This window comes from Cypionkella sp. (assembly GCF_034376685.1).
Taxonomy (GTDB): Bacteria; Pseudomonadota; Alphaproteobacteria; order Rhodobacterales; family Rhodobacteraceae; genus Cypionkella.
The window spans coordinates 1-17,010 of sequence record NZ_JAXMJJ010000027.1; the positions used below are offsets into that span (position 1 = coordinate 1).

The following is a 17,010-nucleotide window of genomic DNA, read 5'->3' on the forward strand; positions in this document are numbered from 1 at the left end:
CGCTGGAAGCGCGCCAAGGCCTCATTGCGGATGAAGGACAGGCGCACCGGATTGAACTTGTGAAGCGGCGCGAACTTGCCCTTCGGGTCCCACCATTCGGCGGCGATGCGGGAGAAGCGCTCGACTTCTTCCGGGTCGACGGAAGACGTGGGCGAGGCAGCGGCTACAGCGGTCATGCGCGCTCTTTTCCACCCCCATGTCCCGCGACGCAACCATGGGGATGCAAAGCTGCCCACATCCCAGGCCGGCGGGCGCCATCTTGCCGCATGGCGGCGGTTTCCCACCTTGAGGAGGCAGACATTGCCCCAAGGCGGACTCGTCGCTATTAGGCGCAGCCTTCCCTCTGAAGCGGAGCTCGCGCCCTGTCCCGGCTGGTGATGAAATTCGGCGGCACCTCGGTGGCCGATCTCGACCGCATCAGGAATGCCGCCGAAAAGGTCCGGCGCGAGGTGATGCGCGGCCACGACGTGATCGTCATCGTCTCGGCGATGTCGGGCGAGACCAACAAGATGGTGGCCTATGTCGAGGGCACCTCAAAGCTGTATGACGCCCGCGAATATGATGCGGTGGTGTCGAGCGGTGAGAATGTGACAGCGGGGCTGATGGCGCTGCGGTTGCAGGAAATGGGCGTGGCGGCACGATCGTGGCAGGGTTGGCAGGTGCCGATCAACACCACCTCGGCGCACAGCTCGGCGCGGTTTATCTCGATCCCGCGCGAGAATATCGACGCGAAATTTGCCGAGGGCTTCAAGGTTGCTGTCGTGGCAGGCTTTCAGGGCGTGTCGGCAGAAGGCCGCGTGACCACCTTGGGCCGTGGTGGATCTGATACCACCGCCGTGGCCTTTGCGGCGGCGTTCGGGGCGGAGCGGTGCGATATTTATACGGATGTGGACGGGGTCTATACGACTGACCCGCGCATCACCAACAAAGCCCGCAAGCTGGACAAGATCGCGTTTGAAGAGATGCTGGAGCTCGCATCCTTGGGCGCGAAGGTGCTGCAAACCCGCTCGGTCGAGTTGGCGATGCGGTATAAGGTGCGGCTGCGGGTGTTGTCCTCGTTTGAGGATACCGATGAGAACTCTGGAACGCTGGTCTGCGACGAGGATGAGATCATGGAATCGAAAGTAGTGTCTGGCGTGGCCTATTCGCGCGATGAAGCCAAGGTGACGCTGGTGCGGGTCGAGGATCGACCCGGCATCGCGGCGGCGATCTTTGGGCCGCTGGCCGAGGCGGGCGTCAACGTCGATATGATCGTGCAGAACATCTCGGAAGTTGAGGTCGGCAGCGTCAAGGGCGCGACCACCGATATGACGTTCTCTTGCCCGACCAATCAGGTGGCCCGCGCCCAGAAGGCGATGGAGGATGCGGTGGCTGCCGGGACGATCACTTACGATGGCATCGTGGTGGACAGTGATGTTGCCAAGATTTCCGTGGTGGGGATCGGGATGCGGTCTCATGCCGGGGTGGCTGCGACGATGTTCAAGGCGTTGTCGAAAGAGAACGTCAATATCAAGGTGATCGCGACCTCTGAGATCAAGATCTCGGTTCTGATCGACCGAAAATATATGGAGCTGGCGGTGCAGGCGCTGCATGATGCTTTTGAGCTTGAGAAGGTCTGAGGGCTTCTTTCGGGCTGAGGATTTGACGCCGGGTGGCTTGGCTGCCCGGCGTTTTTCTATGTGGTCCCGCGTTGGGACCGGATTATGTTTTGTTTGTTATCAATTGGTTGATCTTTGGCGTTAAGGGTTAGGTAAGGATTGCAGCGATGGTGAAAGCGGTGGGTTTGCGGAGTGTCTTGGCCGGGATTAGGCTGGGTTTGGGCCTGCTGATGGCGGTGCCTTCTGTGGCTGCGGCCGCGCCTGAGATGGTTTGCACGCTGATTGTCACGGCTGATAGCGGTGCGACTTCACGCGAGGCGGGCGATTGCGAAACGCGGATCACACCTGCCTCGACCTTCAAGATTGCGCTGGCGGTGATGGGGTATGACGCGGGGTTTCTGCTGGATGCGACGCAGCCCGTGCTGGCCTATCAGCAAGGCGACCCGAAGTGGGGCGGGGCGAAATGGATGCGCGACACCGATCCAACCGATTGGATGCGCTATTCGGTGGTGTGGTATTCGCAGCGGATCACGCGGGCTTTGGGGGCCGAGGTGTTGACGCGGTATGCGCAAGGCTTTGGCTATGGCAATGCGGATTTCTCAGGCGATGCGGGGCAGGAAAACGGGCTGGAGCGGGCGTGGATCGCGTCTTCCTTGCTGATTTCTCCGCGTGAGCAGGCGGCTTTTCTGCGCGCTTTGGTGACGGACGGTTTGCCTGCCAGCCCTGCCGCGATGGCGCAGGCGCGGGAGATCGTGGAGTGCGCGAAGGTCGAAGGCTGGGCGGTGTGCGGCAAGACCGGAACCGCCTATCCGCGCCGTGCGGATCGCAGTTTTGACTATGCGCGCGGCTGGGGCTGGTTTGTCGGCTGGGCAGAGCGCGACCGTGAGCGGCTGGTGTTCGTGCGGCTGACGCAGGCGCGGGAGCGCAGCGAGGGCTCGCCGGGCAATCTGACGCGGGAGGCCTTGCTGGTGGAGTGGCCTGGACTGATGGCAGAGATCGGGCGCTAGCAGAGCGATTTGCGTTGATGTTGCATCAGACAAAACGCAAACCGCTTTAGCCCCCGCCCCGCCACGCATAGCGCCCCGGCCCTTGCGCGGCGAGGATCAGCAAGCCGCCTGCGATGGACCAGTTTTTCACCATGATGGTGATCTGCCACGGGTCGGCGCGTAGCTGGTAGTGGAAGTAGCTGGTGAAGAGGCAATAGGCCGCGAGGATCAGCGCCCAAGCGCGGACGTTGGGGCCGAAGATCAGACCGAGGGCGGCGATCAGGTTGAAGGCCGCGATGGGCCAGACCAGCCAAATGGGCAGGCCGATGGAGGCGATCATCTCGGAGACCGGGGTGGGATCGCCGAGTTTTTGCGCTGCACCGCCAAGGAACAGCAAAGCGATCAGGAGGCGGCCTGCAAGGTTGAGGGCGTCGTTCATCGCCCAAGGATTACAGGATGCGGCGAGTTCGGCAAGTGTGGCGCGATCAGAGCTGCTTTAAGCACCTAAGATTGCAGCATTTTTCAAGGCTTGGTGAGGGCTGCCACCGCAGCGGATCACATTTCCCGACGAAAACCCTTGGCAGAATACATCCGACAAAATCTGTCAACTATTTGTTTTTACATGATTTTTTGTGAAAATGACTTGTGTCAGCGGCACGGATTCACTATCTGAGTTTCAAGACAGCCAGCCAGCAATTTGCAAGCCCGCTCTCAACACTCCCCCTTTGAAGCAAGCCAGCTCTCGCAAGACCTTGTGCGCTACGTCGCATCGGTCACGCCATGCCAGCGCGCCAGATCTACAGATCAAGGGAACGGATCGGGGCAGCCGTTGGGCTGCCCTTTGTGTTTGCGCGGCTTAATATGGCACTTCAAAGGTCGATTGTCCCAGCGAGGCCAGCACCACAACCTTGCAACCGTCCTGCACCCGGTCGTGCAGGTCGATCGCGTCTTGATCAAGCATACGAATGCAGCCCGAAGATACCGATTTGCCAAGGTATTTCGGCTCGCAGGCACCGTGGATGCGGTAGAGCGTGTCCTGTCCGTTCTGGAACAGATAAAGCGCGCGCGCGCCCAAGGGGTTGCCGGGGCCGGGCGGCATGCCGCCGTTGGCGACGGAATAGGGCGCGAGTTCCGGGCGGCGTTCGATCATCGAGTCCGGGGCTTTCCAGATCGGCCATTTGCGGCGGAACTGCATGCGCGCGGTCCCGTTCCAACCATAACCCGCAGCGCCGACGCTGACACCGTAGCGCAAAGCACGCCCCGACTCGGTGACAAGGTGCAGGTAGGCGGCATCGGGATCGACGATGATGGTGCCAGGGGCCTCGGCGGGGAACGGGTTCTCGACCTCTTGCCGCCAGAGTTTCTCATCGACCACGCCAGCGGGCACGGCGGGAACCGGATGGGGTTCGGTCAGGATTGCGCCGTAGCGGGCGGGCATTGGCGGCGGCGGTGGGGGCACCACCGCTTCTGGCGGTTTGGCGGCGCAGGCGGAAAGCGAAGCGGCAGAAGCCGCAGCCATAAAGGCGCGTCTGGTCAACATGGGATTTCCTTATCGGCAAAAAAGGCGGGCTTAACGGGGCCGCATTCAGCGGCGGTGGCGTTCAGCCAAGCCGGGGCGGACCGAGCGGCAGCGGCGGGCGATGCCCGATCTTTGGCGGCCAGGAGGCTGGGCGCAAAATGCTGGCGGGGCCGCTGAAGGCGAGCGTGGTCTCAGCAGGCCAGAGCGCCAGCGCCGGGTTGCAGGGCGATCCGGGCAAGGCCGGACCTTTGCAGCGTTTGAGGGTCGCGGCGAAGGTTTTGCTGGTCGGCGCGGGGGCCACGGCGGCATCGTCAAGCTGCGCGCTGATCACAACGCGGGCGTGCGGGGCGGTGCCAAACTTGGCCGCAAAACTGCCCAAAGGCAGCAGCGCCAACACAATCAGCAGCAGAAAAAGGCGGGTCAGCTTAGACATGCGCCTTACCTGCCATGCGCGCGCTGGGGTGTCGAGGGCCGGGGTCGGCGCAGAGCCGCCTGCAGCGATCACCTGTTGTCACATGGCCGTGAAACCGCTGCCATTGCGCGCAATTTTGCTGCGGTGGCCGCAGCTTCGGGCGGATTTTGCGCAAGAGCGGAGAAACTGCAGCATGGCGGCGGTTTGACCACTCCCTTTTGTTGCACAACTCGCCTATAGAGGGCGGATTAGGTTTGATCGGATTGACAGTATGCCAGCAGAGCGCAGCGACAGTGACAGCCGAAAACTTCTCCGCCGCCTGCGCGACGTGCTCAGCACCAAGGCGAAGGGGCAGGATCGGCTTGACCAGATCACGCATCTGATCGCGGACAGCATCGGCACCGAAGTGTGCTCGATCTATCTGTTTCGCGACCCCGAAACGCTGGAGCTGTGCGCGACCGAAGGTCTGCGCAAGGCGGCCGTGCACAAGACGCGGATGAAGCTGGGCGAGGGTCTGGTTGGCCGCGTGGCGCGGACCGGGCTGCCGGTGAACACCGCTGATGCGCCGTCTGAAAAAGGTTTTCGCTTTATGCCGGAAACCGGGGAAGAGCTGTATTCCGCCTTCCTTGGTGTGCCGATTCAGCGGGTCGGCGAAAAGCTGGGCGTGCTGGTGGTGCAATCCAAGCTGGCGCGGGCCTATTCGGAAGATGAGATCTACGCGCTGGAAGTCGTCGCCATGGTGCTGGCCGAGATGACCGAGCTGGGGGCGTTCTCGGGCGAGGGCGGCGGCGGCATGGGGGCGTTGCACAAACAGCCGGTGCTGTTTCGCGGCGCCAGCGGGCAGGAGGGCGCGTCCGAGGGCCGGGTCTGGCTGCACGAACCGCGCGTGGTTGTCACCAATCCGGTGGCCGATGATCCGTTGACCGAGATTGACCGCATCCGCGAGGCTGTGGGCGTGCTGCGGGTGTCGGTGGATGATCTGCTGGCGGCGGAAAGTTTGGACAAAGATCAGAAAGCCGTGCTGGAAGCCTACCGGATGTTTGCGCATTCGCGCGGCTGGTTGCGCCGGATGGAGGAGGATATTTCCTCGGGTCTGTCTGCCGAAGCGGCGGTGGAGAAAGAGCAATCGGCGGCGCGGTCACGCTTAAGTCAGGTGCCGGATGCCTATCTGCGCGAGCGGTTGCAGGATCTGGATGACCTCTCGAACCGCTTGCTGCGCATCCTGACCGGGCAAGGCAAGGATACCGGGGCGGAAATGCCGGAAAACCCGGTGCTGATCGCGCGCAACATCGGGCCTGCGGAACTGCTGGAATATGGCCGCAAGCTGAAGGGCGTTGTGCTGGAGGAAGGCTCGGTTGGCAGCCACGCGGCGATTGTGGCGCGGGCGCTGATGATCCCGATGGTGATCCATGCCGAGCGCATCACCAATGAGGCGCTGAACGGCGATCCGATCCTGGTCGATGGCGATCAGGGCCTTGTGCATTTGCGGCCTGAAGACGCCGTGGCGCGGTCGTTCCGGGGCACGATGGCGATGCAGGCCAAGGCGCAAGAGCGCTATGCCTCTCTGCGCGACCTGCCCGCGACGACGAAAGATGGCGTGACGATTGCGCTGCATATGAACGCGGGGCTGATGGCGGATTTGCCGTCGCTGGTGGGGTCTGGAGCCGAAGGCGTCGGGTTGTTCCGCACTGAATTGCAATTTCTGGTGCGCAATTACATGCCCCGGCGCGATGAGTTGGCGGCGCTTTACGCGCGGGTGTTGGAGGCGGCCAAGGGGCTGCCAGTGGTGTTTCGCACGCTGGATATCGGGTCCGACAAGGTGCTGCCCTATATGAAACCGCAGGATGAACCCAATCCGGCGATGGGCTGGCGGGCGATCCGGGTGGGGTTGGATAAGCCGGGTGTGCTGCGCATGCAATTGCAGGCGCTGATCCGGGCGACGGCGGGACGGCCGCTGGCGGTGATGTTTCCGTTCGTGTCGGAACATGCCGAGTTCGTCGAGGCCCGCGCGCATGTGCTGCGTGAATTGCACCGTGAGAAATCTTTGGGCCATGCTGTGCCCGCCGCGCTGGAAGTGGGTGCCATGCTGGAGACGCCAAGTCTGGCCTATGCACCGGATGCGTTCTTTGAGATGGCGGATTTCATCTCGATCGGTGGCAATGATCTGAAACAGTTTTTCTTCGCGGCGGACCGCGAGAATGAACGAGTGCGCAAACGCTATGACTCGCTGAACGCATCGTTCCTGACGTTTTTGCAGTTTATCGTGGCGCGCTGTGCGGCGGCGGGGACCAAGCTGTCGTTCTGCGGCGAGGATGCGGGGCGGCCTGTCGAGGCGGTGGCGTTCGCGGCGATTGGGCTGCGGAATTTGTCGATGCGTCCGGCGTCGATTGGCCCGGTGAAGGCGTTGCTGCGGCGGGTGGATCTGGCCGAGGCGCGGGCGGTGATTGACCGCGCGCGGAGTGACGGGGCCGAGACTGTGCGGCCCGCGCTGATGGCGTATTTGGAGAGTGTGGGGGAGTGAGGGGCTTTACGGAGCGTCGGGCTTGCGGGTGATAGGCATTGAACAAGGTGGCAGCTTAATGAGTATTTGCACCCAACAAACAGTTTGAGTGGGTCAATGGATTTGCTGAGCGAAATAAATGAGCATTGGGGTTGGACTGGTCTGAAGGCCATTAAAATTGTCGGGAAAAATGAATTCGGGAATTTGCTCATGGAGCACGAAGATGGGTCTTTTTGGCGGATATGTCCCGAAGAACTGACGTGCGAAGTTGTAGCAAAGGATGCTGGCGAATTCTCCCAACTCATTCAAAGTGAATGTTTTAAGCTGGATTGGGAGATGTCTGAGCTTGTCGAATTGGCTCGACGAAAGCTCGGCACCGTGGCAGCGGGTTGCGTTTACTACCTCGTAATTCCGAGTGCGCTTGGTGGGCAGTATGAAGCCACAAACATTCAGACTGTTCGTTTGAGAGAACTGATTGATCTTTCGGGTAACATGGCCCTAGCCGTAAAGGACTTGCCAGATGGAGCGCAAATTGAGTTACGGATCAGTGACTGAATCTTAAAATCCCGAGGGCGCAATTCAATGATTGCACCGCGCACCACAGGGCAGCGCCTGACCGCCGGGTGGGCGCGGCATCCGTTGTTCTAGGCGGTTTATGGTTCAGCCAATCCCACAGATGTTCTAGGCGGGACCGCGCAAAAGCGCCCGCCCGAGGGGGCGGTCAGGCGCTGCTCGGCGGCGCTAAAGCGCCTTAATTCCGGGCGGAGGCTTTGTCTGAATGGGTGCGGCTTAGGTTTCGGTGCGCCCAATGCTTAGCCGATCCAGCTCGTAATGTTTCAGCGGGAATTCTGGCAGCCATGCCTCGCGGCGGTCGGTCCAGAGTTCGTAGGTGGGGGTGAATTGGTTCGGGGCGTCCAGCGTGCCAAGGTAGACTTCAACCTCATCGCCGCTGCGGGCGAATACCGGAGAGCCGCAGGTGGGGCAGAAGTTGCGGTTCTTGTAGGCGCGGGATTCTCCGGTGATCGTCACGGCGGTCTCGGGGAAGATGGCCGAGGCGTGGAACACCGCGCCGTGGTGTTTGCGGCAATCGAGGCAGTGGCACAGGCCGACGCGGTAGGGTTGGCCTGTGGCGGTGATGCGCAACTGGCCGCAAAGGCAGCCGCCGGGAAATATGTCCATGTCGGTCTCCGTGACGTCAGGCTTTGGTGATCTTCGGCGGCTCGATGGCTTTGGCGAAAGCCGCGACCACGGCTTCGCCGCCCTGGGTTTCTGCCAGACGCATCAGCGCAAAGCGGATGCGGGCCATTTCGCGGTAGTAATTCAGGAAAGCCGCGTTCAGGGCGGCACCAGAAATCGCCCCCAGCACCGGCACGGCTTGCGCGGCGAGTTTTTGGCCCATTGTGGCGGCAAGGCGCGGGGCGACGGTGGCGATCAGCTTCTGGATGGCGGGGCCGGTCAGGGTCATCCGCGCGGACAGGAATGCGGCGTTGACGCCATCGTCGTCTTGCAAGGGGGTGCCTGCGGCGAAGACCTCAAGACAGGCGGCGCGGATGCCGGGTTCGGTGGGATCAAATCCGGCGCGGATCGCCTCGGCCCGAATGCTGTGCAGGATCAGGGTGATGGTGACGGGAAGTTCGGCGATCGAGGTCAGCAAGCCGCCTGCCCCGCCTGCGGCTCCGGTCGCCATCGCGGCGAAGGTGCTGGCCCGCCCGCCCATCTTCGGGCCTTGATCGGCGAGGCCGGCAAACCCGTGTGCGGCGGTCAGCGCGCGGATCACCACCTGTTCGATCTGGCTGCGCAGGGCGCTTGGGATGATCTCCATCTGCTTTTCAAGCCCGCCGCCAAGCTTGTTGACCAGCGTGATCAACGGCCCGTTGGCGCGCTTGTAGGCGCGCGCGAGTTCGGCGATTTCGGGTTGCGCCGAGGGCGCGCGCAGGGCGGGAAGTTGGGTCATAGCGGTAATGTGGGGCGTTTGACCGCCTTCGGCAAGAGCGGTGTTCAGGCTTGCGGCAAGGTCGCCCCACTGGCCTTGATGACATGGCCTTTGATGCCGACCCATGCGCCCTTTTTCAGCTCTAACCCCAGCACGCGGTCGGGGTTGGTGGGCGGCGGCATCACCACGCCTTCCAGCTTTTTGAAACCGAAGCGCGAGTAATAGGGGGCGTCGCCGACCAGCAGCACCCGCTCCCACCCCAAACGGCGGGCCTCAACCAGACTTTCGTTAATCAGAAGACCGCCGAGGCCCTCGCTTTGCCGGGTGGGGTGGACGGCGATGGGGCCCAAGAGCAGCACATCCTCGCCGTCTTCCCCATTACCTTCGTCAATTTCAGCGGGCCAATAGCGGATGGCGGCGGCCAAAGTGCCGTCTTCATCGCGCAGGGTCAGGCAGAGGGCAGCGACGGTGGGGACGCCATCGCGCAGGCGGTAGGAAGACAAAGCGGTGCGGCCGGGGGAAAAGCACAGATCATAAAGCGCCTCGACTTCCCACCAATCATCCTCGACTTCTTCTTCAAGCTGATACACCGGCAGGCCCTTCCAGAATCATCTGGAAACGCGGGTAACATGCGTTTGGGGCAGGATCAAACCTGAAGGGGAAGTTGATGTTTTATGAGCCGAAAGTGGGGCCGCGAAATGGCGGGCTGCCGCACAATCCGTTCAAGGCGATTGTGGCACCGCGCCCGATCGGCTGGATTTCAACGCGCGGGCCTTTGGGCGACAACCTTGCGCCCTATTCGTTTTTCAACGCGGTGAATGATGCGCCGATGCAGGTGATGTTCGCGGGTGGCTTGAAGGATTCGATCAGCAATCTGCGCGACAGCGGGGTGTTTGCGGTGAATGTGGTGGCGGAAAGCATGATGGCTCAGATGAACGCCAGTTCGGAAACTGTCGCGCGCGGGGTGGATGAGTTTGCGCTGGCGGGGGTCGAGAAAGCCGAATGTGTGACCATTGACTGCCCGCGGGTGGCGCTGGCTCCGGCGACGTTGGAGTGCCGTTTGGTACATCTGCTGCAACTGGCCGGAGAGAACTGGATGGCGGTGGGTGAGGTTGTGGGAGTGCATATCCGCGAGGAATATCTGCGGGATGGCCGGTTTGATCTGGCCTTGGTACGGCCTGCGGCGCGGTTGGGCTATATGGATTACGCGGTGGTGACAGCGCCGTTTGAACTGGTGCGCCCCGATGAAGTGGGGCGCACCGAGGCGTAACGCTGCGGCTTAGCGCGGCAGCGTGAGCGGGCGGGCGGGCGGCAGATCGGGCAGGCCGATGTCGCGCCGCAGGTGGTCCGACAGCATGGTGGCTGGCGGAGGCTTGGCTGGCCGTTGCCGCAAGGCTTTCAGCAGCGCAAGCAGCGTCGGCCACGGGCCATGCTGGTCGATCAACTCTTGCAAGGTGGGCAGCAGGGCTATGCGCCCGGTGTTCGGGGTGGCATTCATTTCGGCACATCACCAGCCGTCTGCACGGTCTGGTCCTATATTTGAGGTCAGATTTGGGGCCCGAACGTGCACGGCATCGAGACGCCGAGCCAGATTGGGCCGTCTAGGGTGGGGCTGGGGTCAGGCCTTGGCCTGAAGCGCGGGGGAGTCAGGGGTATCCGGCGTTAGCCGCGATAGAATGATCCGCCAGCGCATCGCCAAGCAGCAGCTGATGCGGCGGCGGTGTTCGTGAAATTCAACATGTGACGCCTCCCTTAGCTGTGCGTGGTGCGCGGCTTATGGCACGGATGGGTGGGATTTCAAAACGCGATGATCACGCGGGCGTGATATGAGCGGGCGGTTGTGGCCTTGGCGTCACAGGGAGCGAGTTTGGCCAGCCACCGGGGGTCTCAAACCCCGGACCCCCGTGGAATATTTAAGCCAGTATGAAAGAAATTTTATATAGTTTTTAGATAGTTAGCGTTTTCTCGCGAAGAAGGTTTTCAGCAGGGCCTCAGATTCGGCGGCACCGATGCCGTCGTAGATTTCGGGGATGTGGTGGCATTGCGGATGGCTGAACACGCGCGCGCCGTGGATCGTGCCGCCGGATTTGGGGTCCGCCGCGCCGTAGTAAAGGCGGGCAATGCGGGCGGCAGAGATGGTGCCTGCGCAGATTGGGCAGGGTTCCAAGGTGACGTAGAGGTCATAGCCGGGGAGACGCTCGGAATTTGCGAGGCGGCAGGCTGCGCGAATGGCGAGAACTTCGGCATGGGCGGTGGGGTCGTTGAGTTCGCGGGTGCGGTTTCCGGCGGCGGCGATGATTTGGCCGTCTTTGACGACGACGGCCCCGATGGGGACTTCGCCGCGTTGGGCTGCCATGCGGGCTTGGTCCAAGGCGGCGTCCATGAAGGTTTTGAACACCCGATTACCCCTTGGCGCTTGCCCCTTGGCGGTTGAGAGAATACTTTAGCCGCATCGCCCGCATGCCGCGCGCTGAGCCCGTTGAAGGATATGAGACTATGGCCGAGAATACAAATCCCCCGAAATCTGCCCCGAAAATCGCTGGCCCCAAGGTTGAGGGGCCAAGGGCTGAGGGTAAGGCGGTGGAGCGGAAGTCTGCGGTGGCCGCCAAGCCTGCGGCGGGGACGCCGGAGGGCGACCGGATTGCCAAGGTTTTGTCTCGGGCTGGTGTCGCTTCGCGGCGGGAAGCCGAGCGGATGATCGAGTTGGGTGAGGTTTCGGTCAATGGCAAGGTGATCACCTCGCCTGCGTTGAATGTGACCTCGAAGGACAAGATCGTCGTGCGCGGCGTGGTGGTTGGCGAACCCGAGCAGGCGCGGTTGTGGCTGTATTACAAGCCTGAGGGGCTGGTCACGTCCGAGTCCGACGAGAAGGGCCGCGAGACAGTGTTTGACAATCTGCCCGCCGAATTACCGCGGGTGATGTCGGTGGGGCGGCTGGATCTGAACTCGGAAGGCTTGTTGCTTTTGACCAATGACGGCGCGTTGAAGCGGCGGTTGGAACTGCCCTCGACCGGCTGGCTGCGGAAATATCGCGTGCGGGTGAATGGCAATCCGGTGGACCCGGATCTGGAGCCGTTGCGCAAGGGCATCGTGGTGGAGGGTGAGCGGTTTCAGCCGATGATCGTGGTGATCGACCGGATTCAGGGTGCGAATGCCTGGCTGACGGTGGGGCTGCGCGAGGGCAAGAACCGCGAAATTCGCCGCGCGATGGCAGCGATCAACCTGACGGTGAACCGTTTGATCCGGGTGAGTTACGGGCCGTTCCGCCTGAACGATTTGCAGCCGGGTGAGGTTGAGGAAGTTAAAGGCAAGGTGCTGCGCGATCAGCTGGGCCAAGGGGCGACGGTGGATGAGGATGCGCCGAAGCGGACCCGCGCGCCGCGGCCTGCGTCCCGGACGACGACCGGCAAGGCAGAAGGCGCGAGTTCGGGGCGGCGGTTGAAATCGGGCGAAGGGCTGAAGCAGTTGTCCGAGGCTTGGGGTGAGGCTGTCAAGCCGCGCAGCTTTGGCACGGCGGCGAAGAAGGCCGAGACTGAGACTGGCAAGCCGCGCACCTTCGGGACTGCGGTGAAGAAGGCCGAGGGTGGGGCTTTGCGGCCCGCCAAGCCTGTGGTGAAGCGGGCGAGCCCGACGCGGGGGGCGCCCACGGGACCGAAGCCTGCGGGGGGGCGGCCAAAGCGCGGTGCATAGCCGCTATAATTCCCCGTTTGTGCCCTCTGGCAGGATGGGACGGCTGTGCCTATAGTCTAGGGGTTCCCGATGTGCGGGATGGAGGCGTGATGTCTGCCAAGGGTTTGGAATCGGGCGCGTTTATGCTGTTGCTGGCGCTGATGGTCTATGTTGCCATCAGCGGGGCGCAATGATGGGAGCGCGGTGATGGCAGAGCGGTTCGGCGGCAAGTATTCTCCGGGCAATTCGCGCAACGAGGCTGGGCCGGGGGTTGCGGCTGCGCCGGGGAACCCCGTGCGGTCCAAGGCGGCTGGGCGGACACGGGCGCTGTTTCTGCCGCCGTTTTTGTTTGCGGCTTTGGCGTTCAAGGGCGAACCGCGCGCGCTGATCATGGGCTTGGCGGCTTGCGGGATTTTGCTGTTGTCGGCGTGGCTGACCCAGCAGGGCGTGATTGCGAACGACGCTTATGACGCGCGCAAGGTGGCGCGGCGTCCGGCGATACCGCGCAAGGCGTTTGGCGCGGTGCTGATGGGCGTCGGCCTGTGTGTGGGGGCCTTGGTGGCGCAGCCGATGATTTATGCGATTTTGCTGGGGCTGGCCGGGATGATCCTGCACGTTGGCGCGTTTGGCTTCGACCCGATGCGCGACAAGGGCATGGAGGGCGTCGACAGCTTTCAGGTTGAGCGGGTGGCGAAAGCGGTGGATGAGGCCGAGGCGCTGCTGGCGGGGATGAAGGATGCGATCCTGCGCGCCAAGGACGGCGCGCTTGAGGCACGGGTGGCGAAGTTTTCCGGGATTGCGCGCGGGCTGTTCCGCTCGGTTGAAAGCGATCCGGGGGATTTGACGGCGGCGCGGAAGTATCTGTCGGTGTATCTGATGGGCGCGCGCGATGCGACGGTGAAGTTCGCCGATGCCTATGCACAAGCCCGCGATCCGAAAATCCGCGCGGATTATGAGACCCTGCTTGGCGAGTTGGAAACCACCTTCGCCAGCCGCACCGAAAGCCTGCTACAGGGTAGCCACACCGATCTGGACGTTGAAATTCAGGTGTTACGCGACCGCCTGAAACTGGAAACCTGATTTTTCTGCAATCCGCGCCACGGCGCTTTGAACGAGTGAGAGCCATGACCGAAGATATCCGCGCTGCCGCTGCCACCTCGCTGGCCGAAGTTGAAAAAGTCACCGCTGTGATCCTGCCCGAACCGGGCCGTGAGATCGTGGCGCTGGAGGCGGCCCCTGCCCCGGTTGCCGAAGATATTCGCAAGCGGATGGCCGAGTTGGACATGACCAACACGCAGTCGATCATCTCGTTTGGGTCAGGTGCTCAGGCGGAATTGCAGGTGATTTCGCAGGAAATGCTGCAAGGCGTGAAGAATAAGGATGTCGGGCCTGCGGGGGATTCCCTGCGCGAGATTGTTACCACCATTCGCGGCTTTTCCGGTGAAGAACTGGATGTGAATCGCAAGCAAAGCTGGTGGGAATGGTTGACCGGTCATGCCGCGCCCTTGGCAGAATTTGTCGCGCGTTATGAAGAAGTGCAGGGCCAGATCGACAAGGTGACGCAGAACCTGTTGGTGCATGAGACGGCTTTGCTGAAGGATATCAAGAGCCTGGATATTCTCTATGGCAAGACGCTGACCTTCTACAACGAACTCGGCCTCTATATCGCGGCGGGTGAGGCGAAGCTGAAAGAGCTGGACGCCAATGATATTCCGGCGCGGGAAGCGGCGGTGAAGGCGGCAGCGGAAGCAGATCAGATGATCCGGGCGCAGGAGTTGCGCGATCTGCGTGCGGCGCGGGATGATCTGGAACGGCGGGTCTATGATCTGAAACTGACGCGTCAGGTGACGATGCAATCGCTGCCTTCGATCCGACTGGTGCAGGAAAACGACAAGTCGCTGGTCGGCAAGATCAACTCCACCCTGATGAACACCGTGCCTTTGTGGGAAACCCAACTGGCGCAGGCAGTGACGATCCAGCGCAGCAAGGAAGCGGCAGAAGCGATCAGAGATGCCAATGATCTGACCAATGATCTGCTGACCGCCAACGCCAACAATCTGCAAGAAGCCAACAAGATCGTGCGGACCGAGATGGAGCGTGGGGTGTTTGATATTGAGGCGGTGCAGAACGCCAATGCGACCCTTGTGGCGACCATCGAGGAAAGTCTGGCGATTGCCGACGAGGGCAAGGCGCGGCGGGCTGCGGCAGAGATCGAACTGGTGAAGATGGAAGGCGAGCTGCGCGACACGTTGGCTTCGGCCAAGGCCCGCAACACCGGCTCGGGCGCAAACATCGGCGGCGCCGTCTGATCATGGTGCAGGCGCTGCCCTTCTCATTGAATCGTTGGTCCGGCCTTGTGGCCGTGCTGACGCTGTTGGGCTGCGCTGAAGCTCCGCCGCCGGGGGTGAAGCCCGCGCATCGCCCGATCGGGGTGGCGATGCCCGAGCCCGTGGCTGCGCCCGAAACGCCCGCCAGTGCGGCGGCGCGGGCGTATTATGCCGAAGTGCAACGCGGCTTGCTGGGCCAAGGTCTGTTGCGCACCGATGGCGGAGGCACGGACACACCCTATACCGACCGGATGCTGGCGGATAATTTCCTGCGCGTGGCGCTTTACGACGAATATGACCGCACGACGGGCGGCACGGTGCAGCGGCAGACGGTCAGCCACTTGCGGCGCTGGCAGGCGCCGGTGCGGGTTGGCCTGCGGTTTGGAGCCTCGGTTGCGGCGAACACGCGGGCAACGGATACCGCGCGGGTGGGGTCGTTCTTGCAACGGCTGCAAGGTTTGACCGGGCATCCGATCCGGCTGGACGACAACCGCCCGAATTTCTGGGTCTACATTGTCTCGGAAGATGAGCGGCAGGCCCTGGGGCCCGTGCTTCAAGCCGCTATGCCGGGGCTCACGGCAAATGATATCAACGGGGTCACGGCGATGCCGCGCTCGACCTATTGCATCGTCTATGCGCAGTCGTCGGGGGGTTCTGGGGTCTACAATGGCGCGTTTGCGGTGATCAGGGCCGAGCATCCCGATTTGCTGCGTTTGTCATGTATCCATGAAGAGATCGCGCAAGCCCTGGGTCTGCCGAATGACAGCCCGAAAGCCCGGCCCTCGATCTTCAACGATGATGAAGAATTCGCCCTGCTGACCACGCAAGACGAGATGATGTTGCGCATGTTGTATAATCCCGCGCTGCGACCCGGCATGTCGGAAGCCGAAGTGCGGCCCATCGTGGAAACGCTCAGCCGCCGTCTGATGGGCGGGGACAGCTACGCCCTTGCGGGCAATGAGGAGTAAGTCATGGTTTTCGGATTTCTGAAGGGCGAATTTGTCGATGTCATCACCTGGCTGGATGACACCCGCGACACGATGGTGTGGCGGTTCGAGCGGCATGGCAACGCGATCAAATATGGCGCCAAGCTGACGGTGCGCGAAGGTCAGGCGGCGGTGTTTGTGCATGAGGGCCAGCTGGCCGATGTGTTCGGGCCGGGCATGTATATGTTGGAAACCAACAACATGCCGATCATGACGACCTTGCAGCACTGGGATCACGGCTTCGATTCCCCGTTCAAATCCGAGATCTATTTCATCAACACCACGCGGTTCAACGATCAGAAATGGGGCACCAAGAACCCGATCATGTGCCGCGACCCGGAATTTGGCCCGGTGCGGCTGCGCGCCTTTGGCACTTATTCGATGCGGGTGGCGGACCCTGCGGTATTCCTGCGTGAGATCGTCGGCACCGACGGCGAGTTCACCTCGGATGAGATCAGCCTGCAAATCCGCAATGTGATCGTGCAGGAAGCCAGTCAGGTGCTGGCGAAATCGGGGATACCCGTGCTGGATATGGCGGCGAATACCGCCGATCTGGGCAAGCTGATCGCCACAGCGATTGCGCCGAAGATCACCGAATACGGGCTGTCGATCCCGGAATTCTACATCGAAAATATCAGCTTGCCGGAAGAAGTCGAGAAGGTGCTCGACAAGCGCACCTCGATGGGCGTGGCGGGTGATTTGAACAAATACATGCAGTTTAATGCGGCTGAGGGCATGGCGCAGCCCAACAGCGGCGTGGGCGCGATGGTGGGCGCTGGCATGGCGGCGGGCATGGGGATGAACATGGCCAGCGGGGCGGGGCCTTGGGGGGCTGCGCCTGCGGCTGCCGCTCCACCGCCGCCACCACCGACTGCGGGCAAGGCTTGGCATGTCGCTGAAAATGGCGCGACCAAGGGGCCGTTTTCGGAAAGCGAACTGGCCAGCATGGCAGCATCTGGCGCGATCAGCCGCACCTCGCAGGTGTGGACGGCGGGGCAGGATGGCTGGAAGGCTGCGGGCGATACTGAGCTTGCCAAGCTGTTCGCGATGGTGCCGCCACCGCCTCCGGCTGGGTGATCT

At 62.3% G+C, this 17,010-nt stretch carries 18 protein-coding genes; 10 read left to right on the forward strand and 8 right to left on the reverse strand.

Annotated features, from left to right (window positions below; all coding sequences use genetic code 11):
- Positions 1–362: 362 nt before the first annotated feature.
- A complete protein-coding gene (locus U1A24_RS05595) occupies positions 363–1,619 on the forward strand; it encodes an aspartate kinase (RefSeq protein WP_322321046.1) in 1,257 nt (418 codons plus the stop codon).
- Positions 1,620–1,828: 209 nt separating this feature from the next.
- Complete coding sequence (gene blaOXA / locus U1A24_RS05600; RefSeq protein ID WP_416136300.1) at positions 1,829–2,605, forward strand: class D beta-lactamase; 777 nt, start codon at positions 1,829–1,831, stop codon at positions 2,603–2,605.
- A gap of 46 nt (positions 2,606–2,651) precedes the next feature.
- On the opposite strand, the gene U1A24_RS05605 is transcribed toward blaOXA, so the two are convergent.
- The 3 genes from U1A24_RS05605 to U1A24_RS05615 all read right to left on the reverse strand — a co-directional run bounded on the left by U1A24_RS05605 (position 2,652) and on the right by U1A24_RS05615 (position 4,536).
- Positions 2,652–3,023: a DoxX family protein gene (locus tag U1A24_RS05605; protein WP_322320990.1), complete on the reverse strand. Its 372-nt coding sequence runs from the start codon at positions 3,021–3,023 to the stop codon at positions 2,652–2,654.
- Between the two features lie 417 nt (positions 3,024–3,440).
- Positions 3,441–4,124: a L,D-transpeptidase gene (locus tag U1A24_RS05610; RefSeq protein ID WP_322320991.1), complete on the reverse strand. Its 684-nt coding sequence runs from the start codon at positions 4,122–4,124 to the stop codon at positions 3,441–3,443.
- Between the two features lie 61 nt (positions 4,125–4,185).
- Complete coding sequence (locus U1A24_RS05615) at positions 4,186–4,536, reverse strand: hypothetical protein (protein ID WP_322320992.1); 351 nt, start codon at positions 4,534–4,536, stop codon at positions 4,186–4,188.
- 250 nt (positions 4,537–4,786) lie between these two features.
- On the opposite strand from U1A24_RS05615, the gene ptsP reads away from it, so the two are divergent.
- Both ptsP and U1A24_RS05625 read left to right on the forward strand, forming a co-directional pair.
- The gene (ptsP, locus tag U1A24_RS05620; RefSeq protein WP_322320993.1) at positions 4,787–7,036 is read left to right on the forward strand and encodes a phosphoenolpyruvate--protein phosphotransferase; all 2,250 of its coding nucleotides are present in this window, start codon (positions 4,787–4,789) and stop codon (positions 7,034–7,036) included.
- Positions 7,037–7,132: 96 nt separating this feature from the next.
- On the forward strand, positions 7,133–7,570 hold the full coding sequence (locus U1A24_RS05625) for a T6SS immunity protein Tdi1 domain-containing protein (protein ID WP_322320994.1): 438 nt from the start codon (positions 7,133–7,135) through the stop codon (positions 7,568–7,570).
- 234 nt (positions 7,571–7,804) lie between these two features.
- Here the strand turns inward: U1A24_RS05625 and U1A24_RS05630 are convergent, their stop codons facing one another.
- From U1A24_RS05630 to U1A24_RS05640, 3 genes are read right to left on the reverse strand one after another with little or no spacing between them, the layout of a single operon-like run.
- Positions 7,805–8,194, reverse strand: a complete 390-nt coding sequence (locus U1A24_RS05630; protein ID WP_322320995.1) for a GFA family protein — start codon at positions 8,192–8,194, stop codon at positions 7,805–7,807.
- 16 nt (positions 8,195–8,210) lie between these two features.
- Positions 8,211–8,969, reverse strand: coding sequence for an EcsC family protein (locus tag U1A24_RS05635; protein ID WP_322320996.1), 759 nt, complete (start codon positions 8,967–8,969; stop codon positions 8,211–8,213).
- 44 nt (positions 8,970–9,013) lie between these two features.
- Positions 9,014–9,538 (reverse strand): N-acetyltransferase, encoded by a 525-nt coding sequence (locus U1A24_RS05640; RefSeq protein WP_322320997.1) that lies wholly within the window; start codon positions 9,536–9,538, stop codon positions 9,014–9,016.
- A 77-nt stretch (positions 9,539–9,615) separates the two neighbouring features.
- Between U1A24_RS05640 and U1A24_RS05645 the strand changes: the two genes are divergently transcribed.
- Positions 9,616–10,218 carry a flavin reductase family protein gene (locus U1A24_RS05645; protein ID WP_322320998.1) on the forward strand — a complete coding sequence of 201 codons (603 nt, stop codon included), beginning with the start codon at positions 9,616–9,618 and terminating at the stop codon, positions 10,216–10,218.
- Between the two features lie 9 nt (positions 10,219–10,227).
- On the opposite strand, the gene U1A24_RS05650 is transcribed toward U1A24_RS05645, so the two are convergent.
- Both U1A24_RS05650 and U1A24_RS05655 read right to left on the reverse strand, forming a co-directional pair.
- Complete coding sequence (locus U1A24_RS05650; protein WP_322320999.1) at positions 10,228–10,446, reverse strand: hypothetical protein; 219 nt, start codon at positions 10,444–10,446, stop codon at positions 10,228–10,230.
- Between the two features lie 456 nt (positions 10,447–10,902).
- A complete protein-coding gene (locus U1A24_RS05655; protein WP_322321047.1) occupies positions 10,903–11,331 on the reverse strand; it encodes a nucleoside deaminase in 429 nt (142 codons plus the stop codon).
- 113 nt (positions 11,332–11,444) lie between these two features.
- On the opposite strand from U1A24_RS05655, the gene U1A24_RS05660 reads away from it, so the two are divergent.
- The 5 genes from U1A24_RS05660 to U1A24_RS05680 all read left to right on the forward strand — a co-directional run bounded on the left by U1A24_RS05660 (position 11,445) and on the right by U1A24_RS05680 (position 17,007).
- Positions 11,445–12,638, forward strand: coding sequence for a pseudouridine synthase (locus U1A24_RS05660; protein WP_322321000.1), 1,194 nt, complete (start codon positions 11,445–11,447; stop codon positions 12,636–12,638).
- Between the two features lie 186 nt (positions 12,639–12,824).
- A complete protein-coding gene (locus tag U1A24_RS05665) occupies positions 12,825–13,697 on the forward strand; it encodes a 5-bromo-4-chloroindolyl phosphate hydrolysis family protein (RefSeq protein WP_322321001.1) in 873 nt (290 codons plus the stop codon).
- Positions 13,698–13,741: 44 nt separating this feature from the next.
- Positions 13,742–14,926 (forward strand): toxic anion resistance protein, encoded by a 1,185-nt coding sequence (locus U1A24_RS05670; RefSeq protein WP_322321002.1) that lies wholly within the window; start codon positions 13,742–13,744, stop codon positions 14,924–14,926.
- A 26-nt stretch (positions 14,927–14,952) separates the two neighbouring features.
- Positions 14,953–15,912, forward strand: coding sequence for a DUF2927 domain-containing protein (locus U1A24_RS05675; RefSeq protein ID WP_322321003.1), 960 nt, complete (start codon positions 14,953–14,955; stop codon positions 15,910–15,912).
- Positions 15,913–15,915: 3 nt separating this feature from the next.
- Positions 15,916–17,007: an SPFH domain-containing protein gene (locus U1A24_RS05680; RefSeq protein ID WP_322321004.1), complete on the forward strand. Its 1,092-nt coding sequence runs from the start codon at positions 15,916–15,918 to the stop codon at positions 17,005–17,007.
- Positions 17,008–17,010 lie beyond the last annotated feature (3 nt).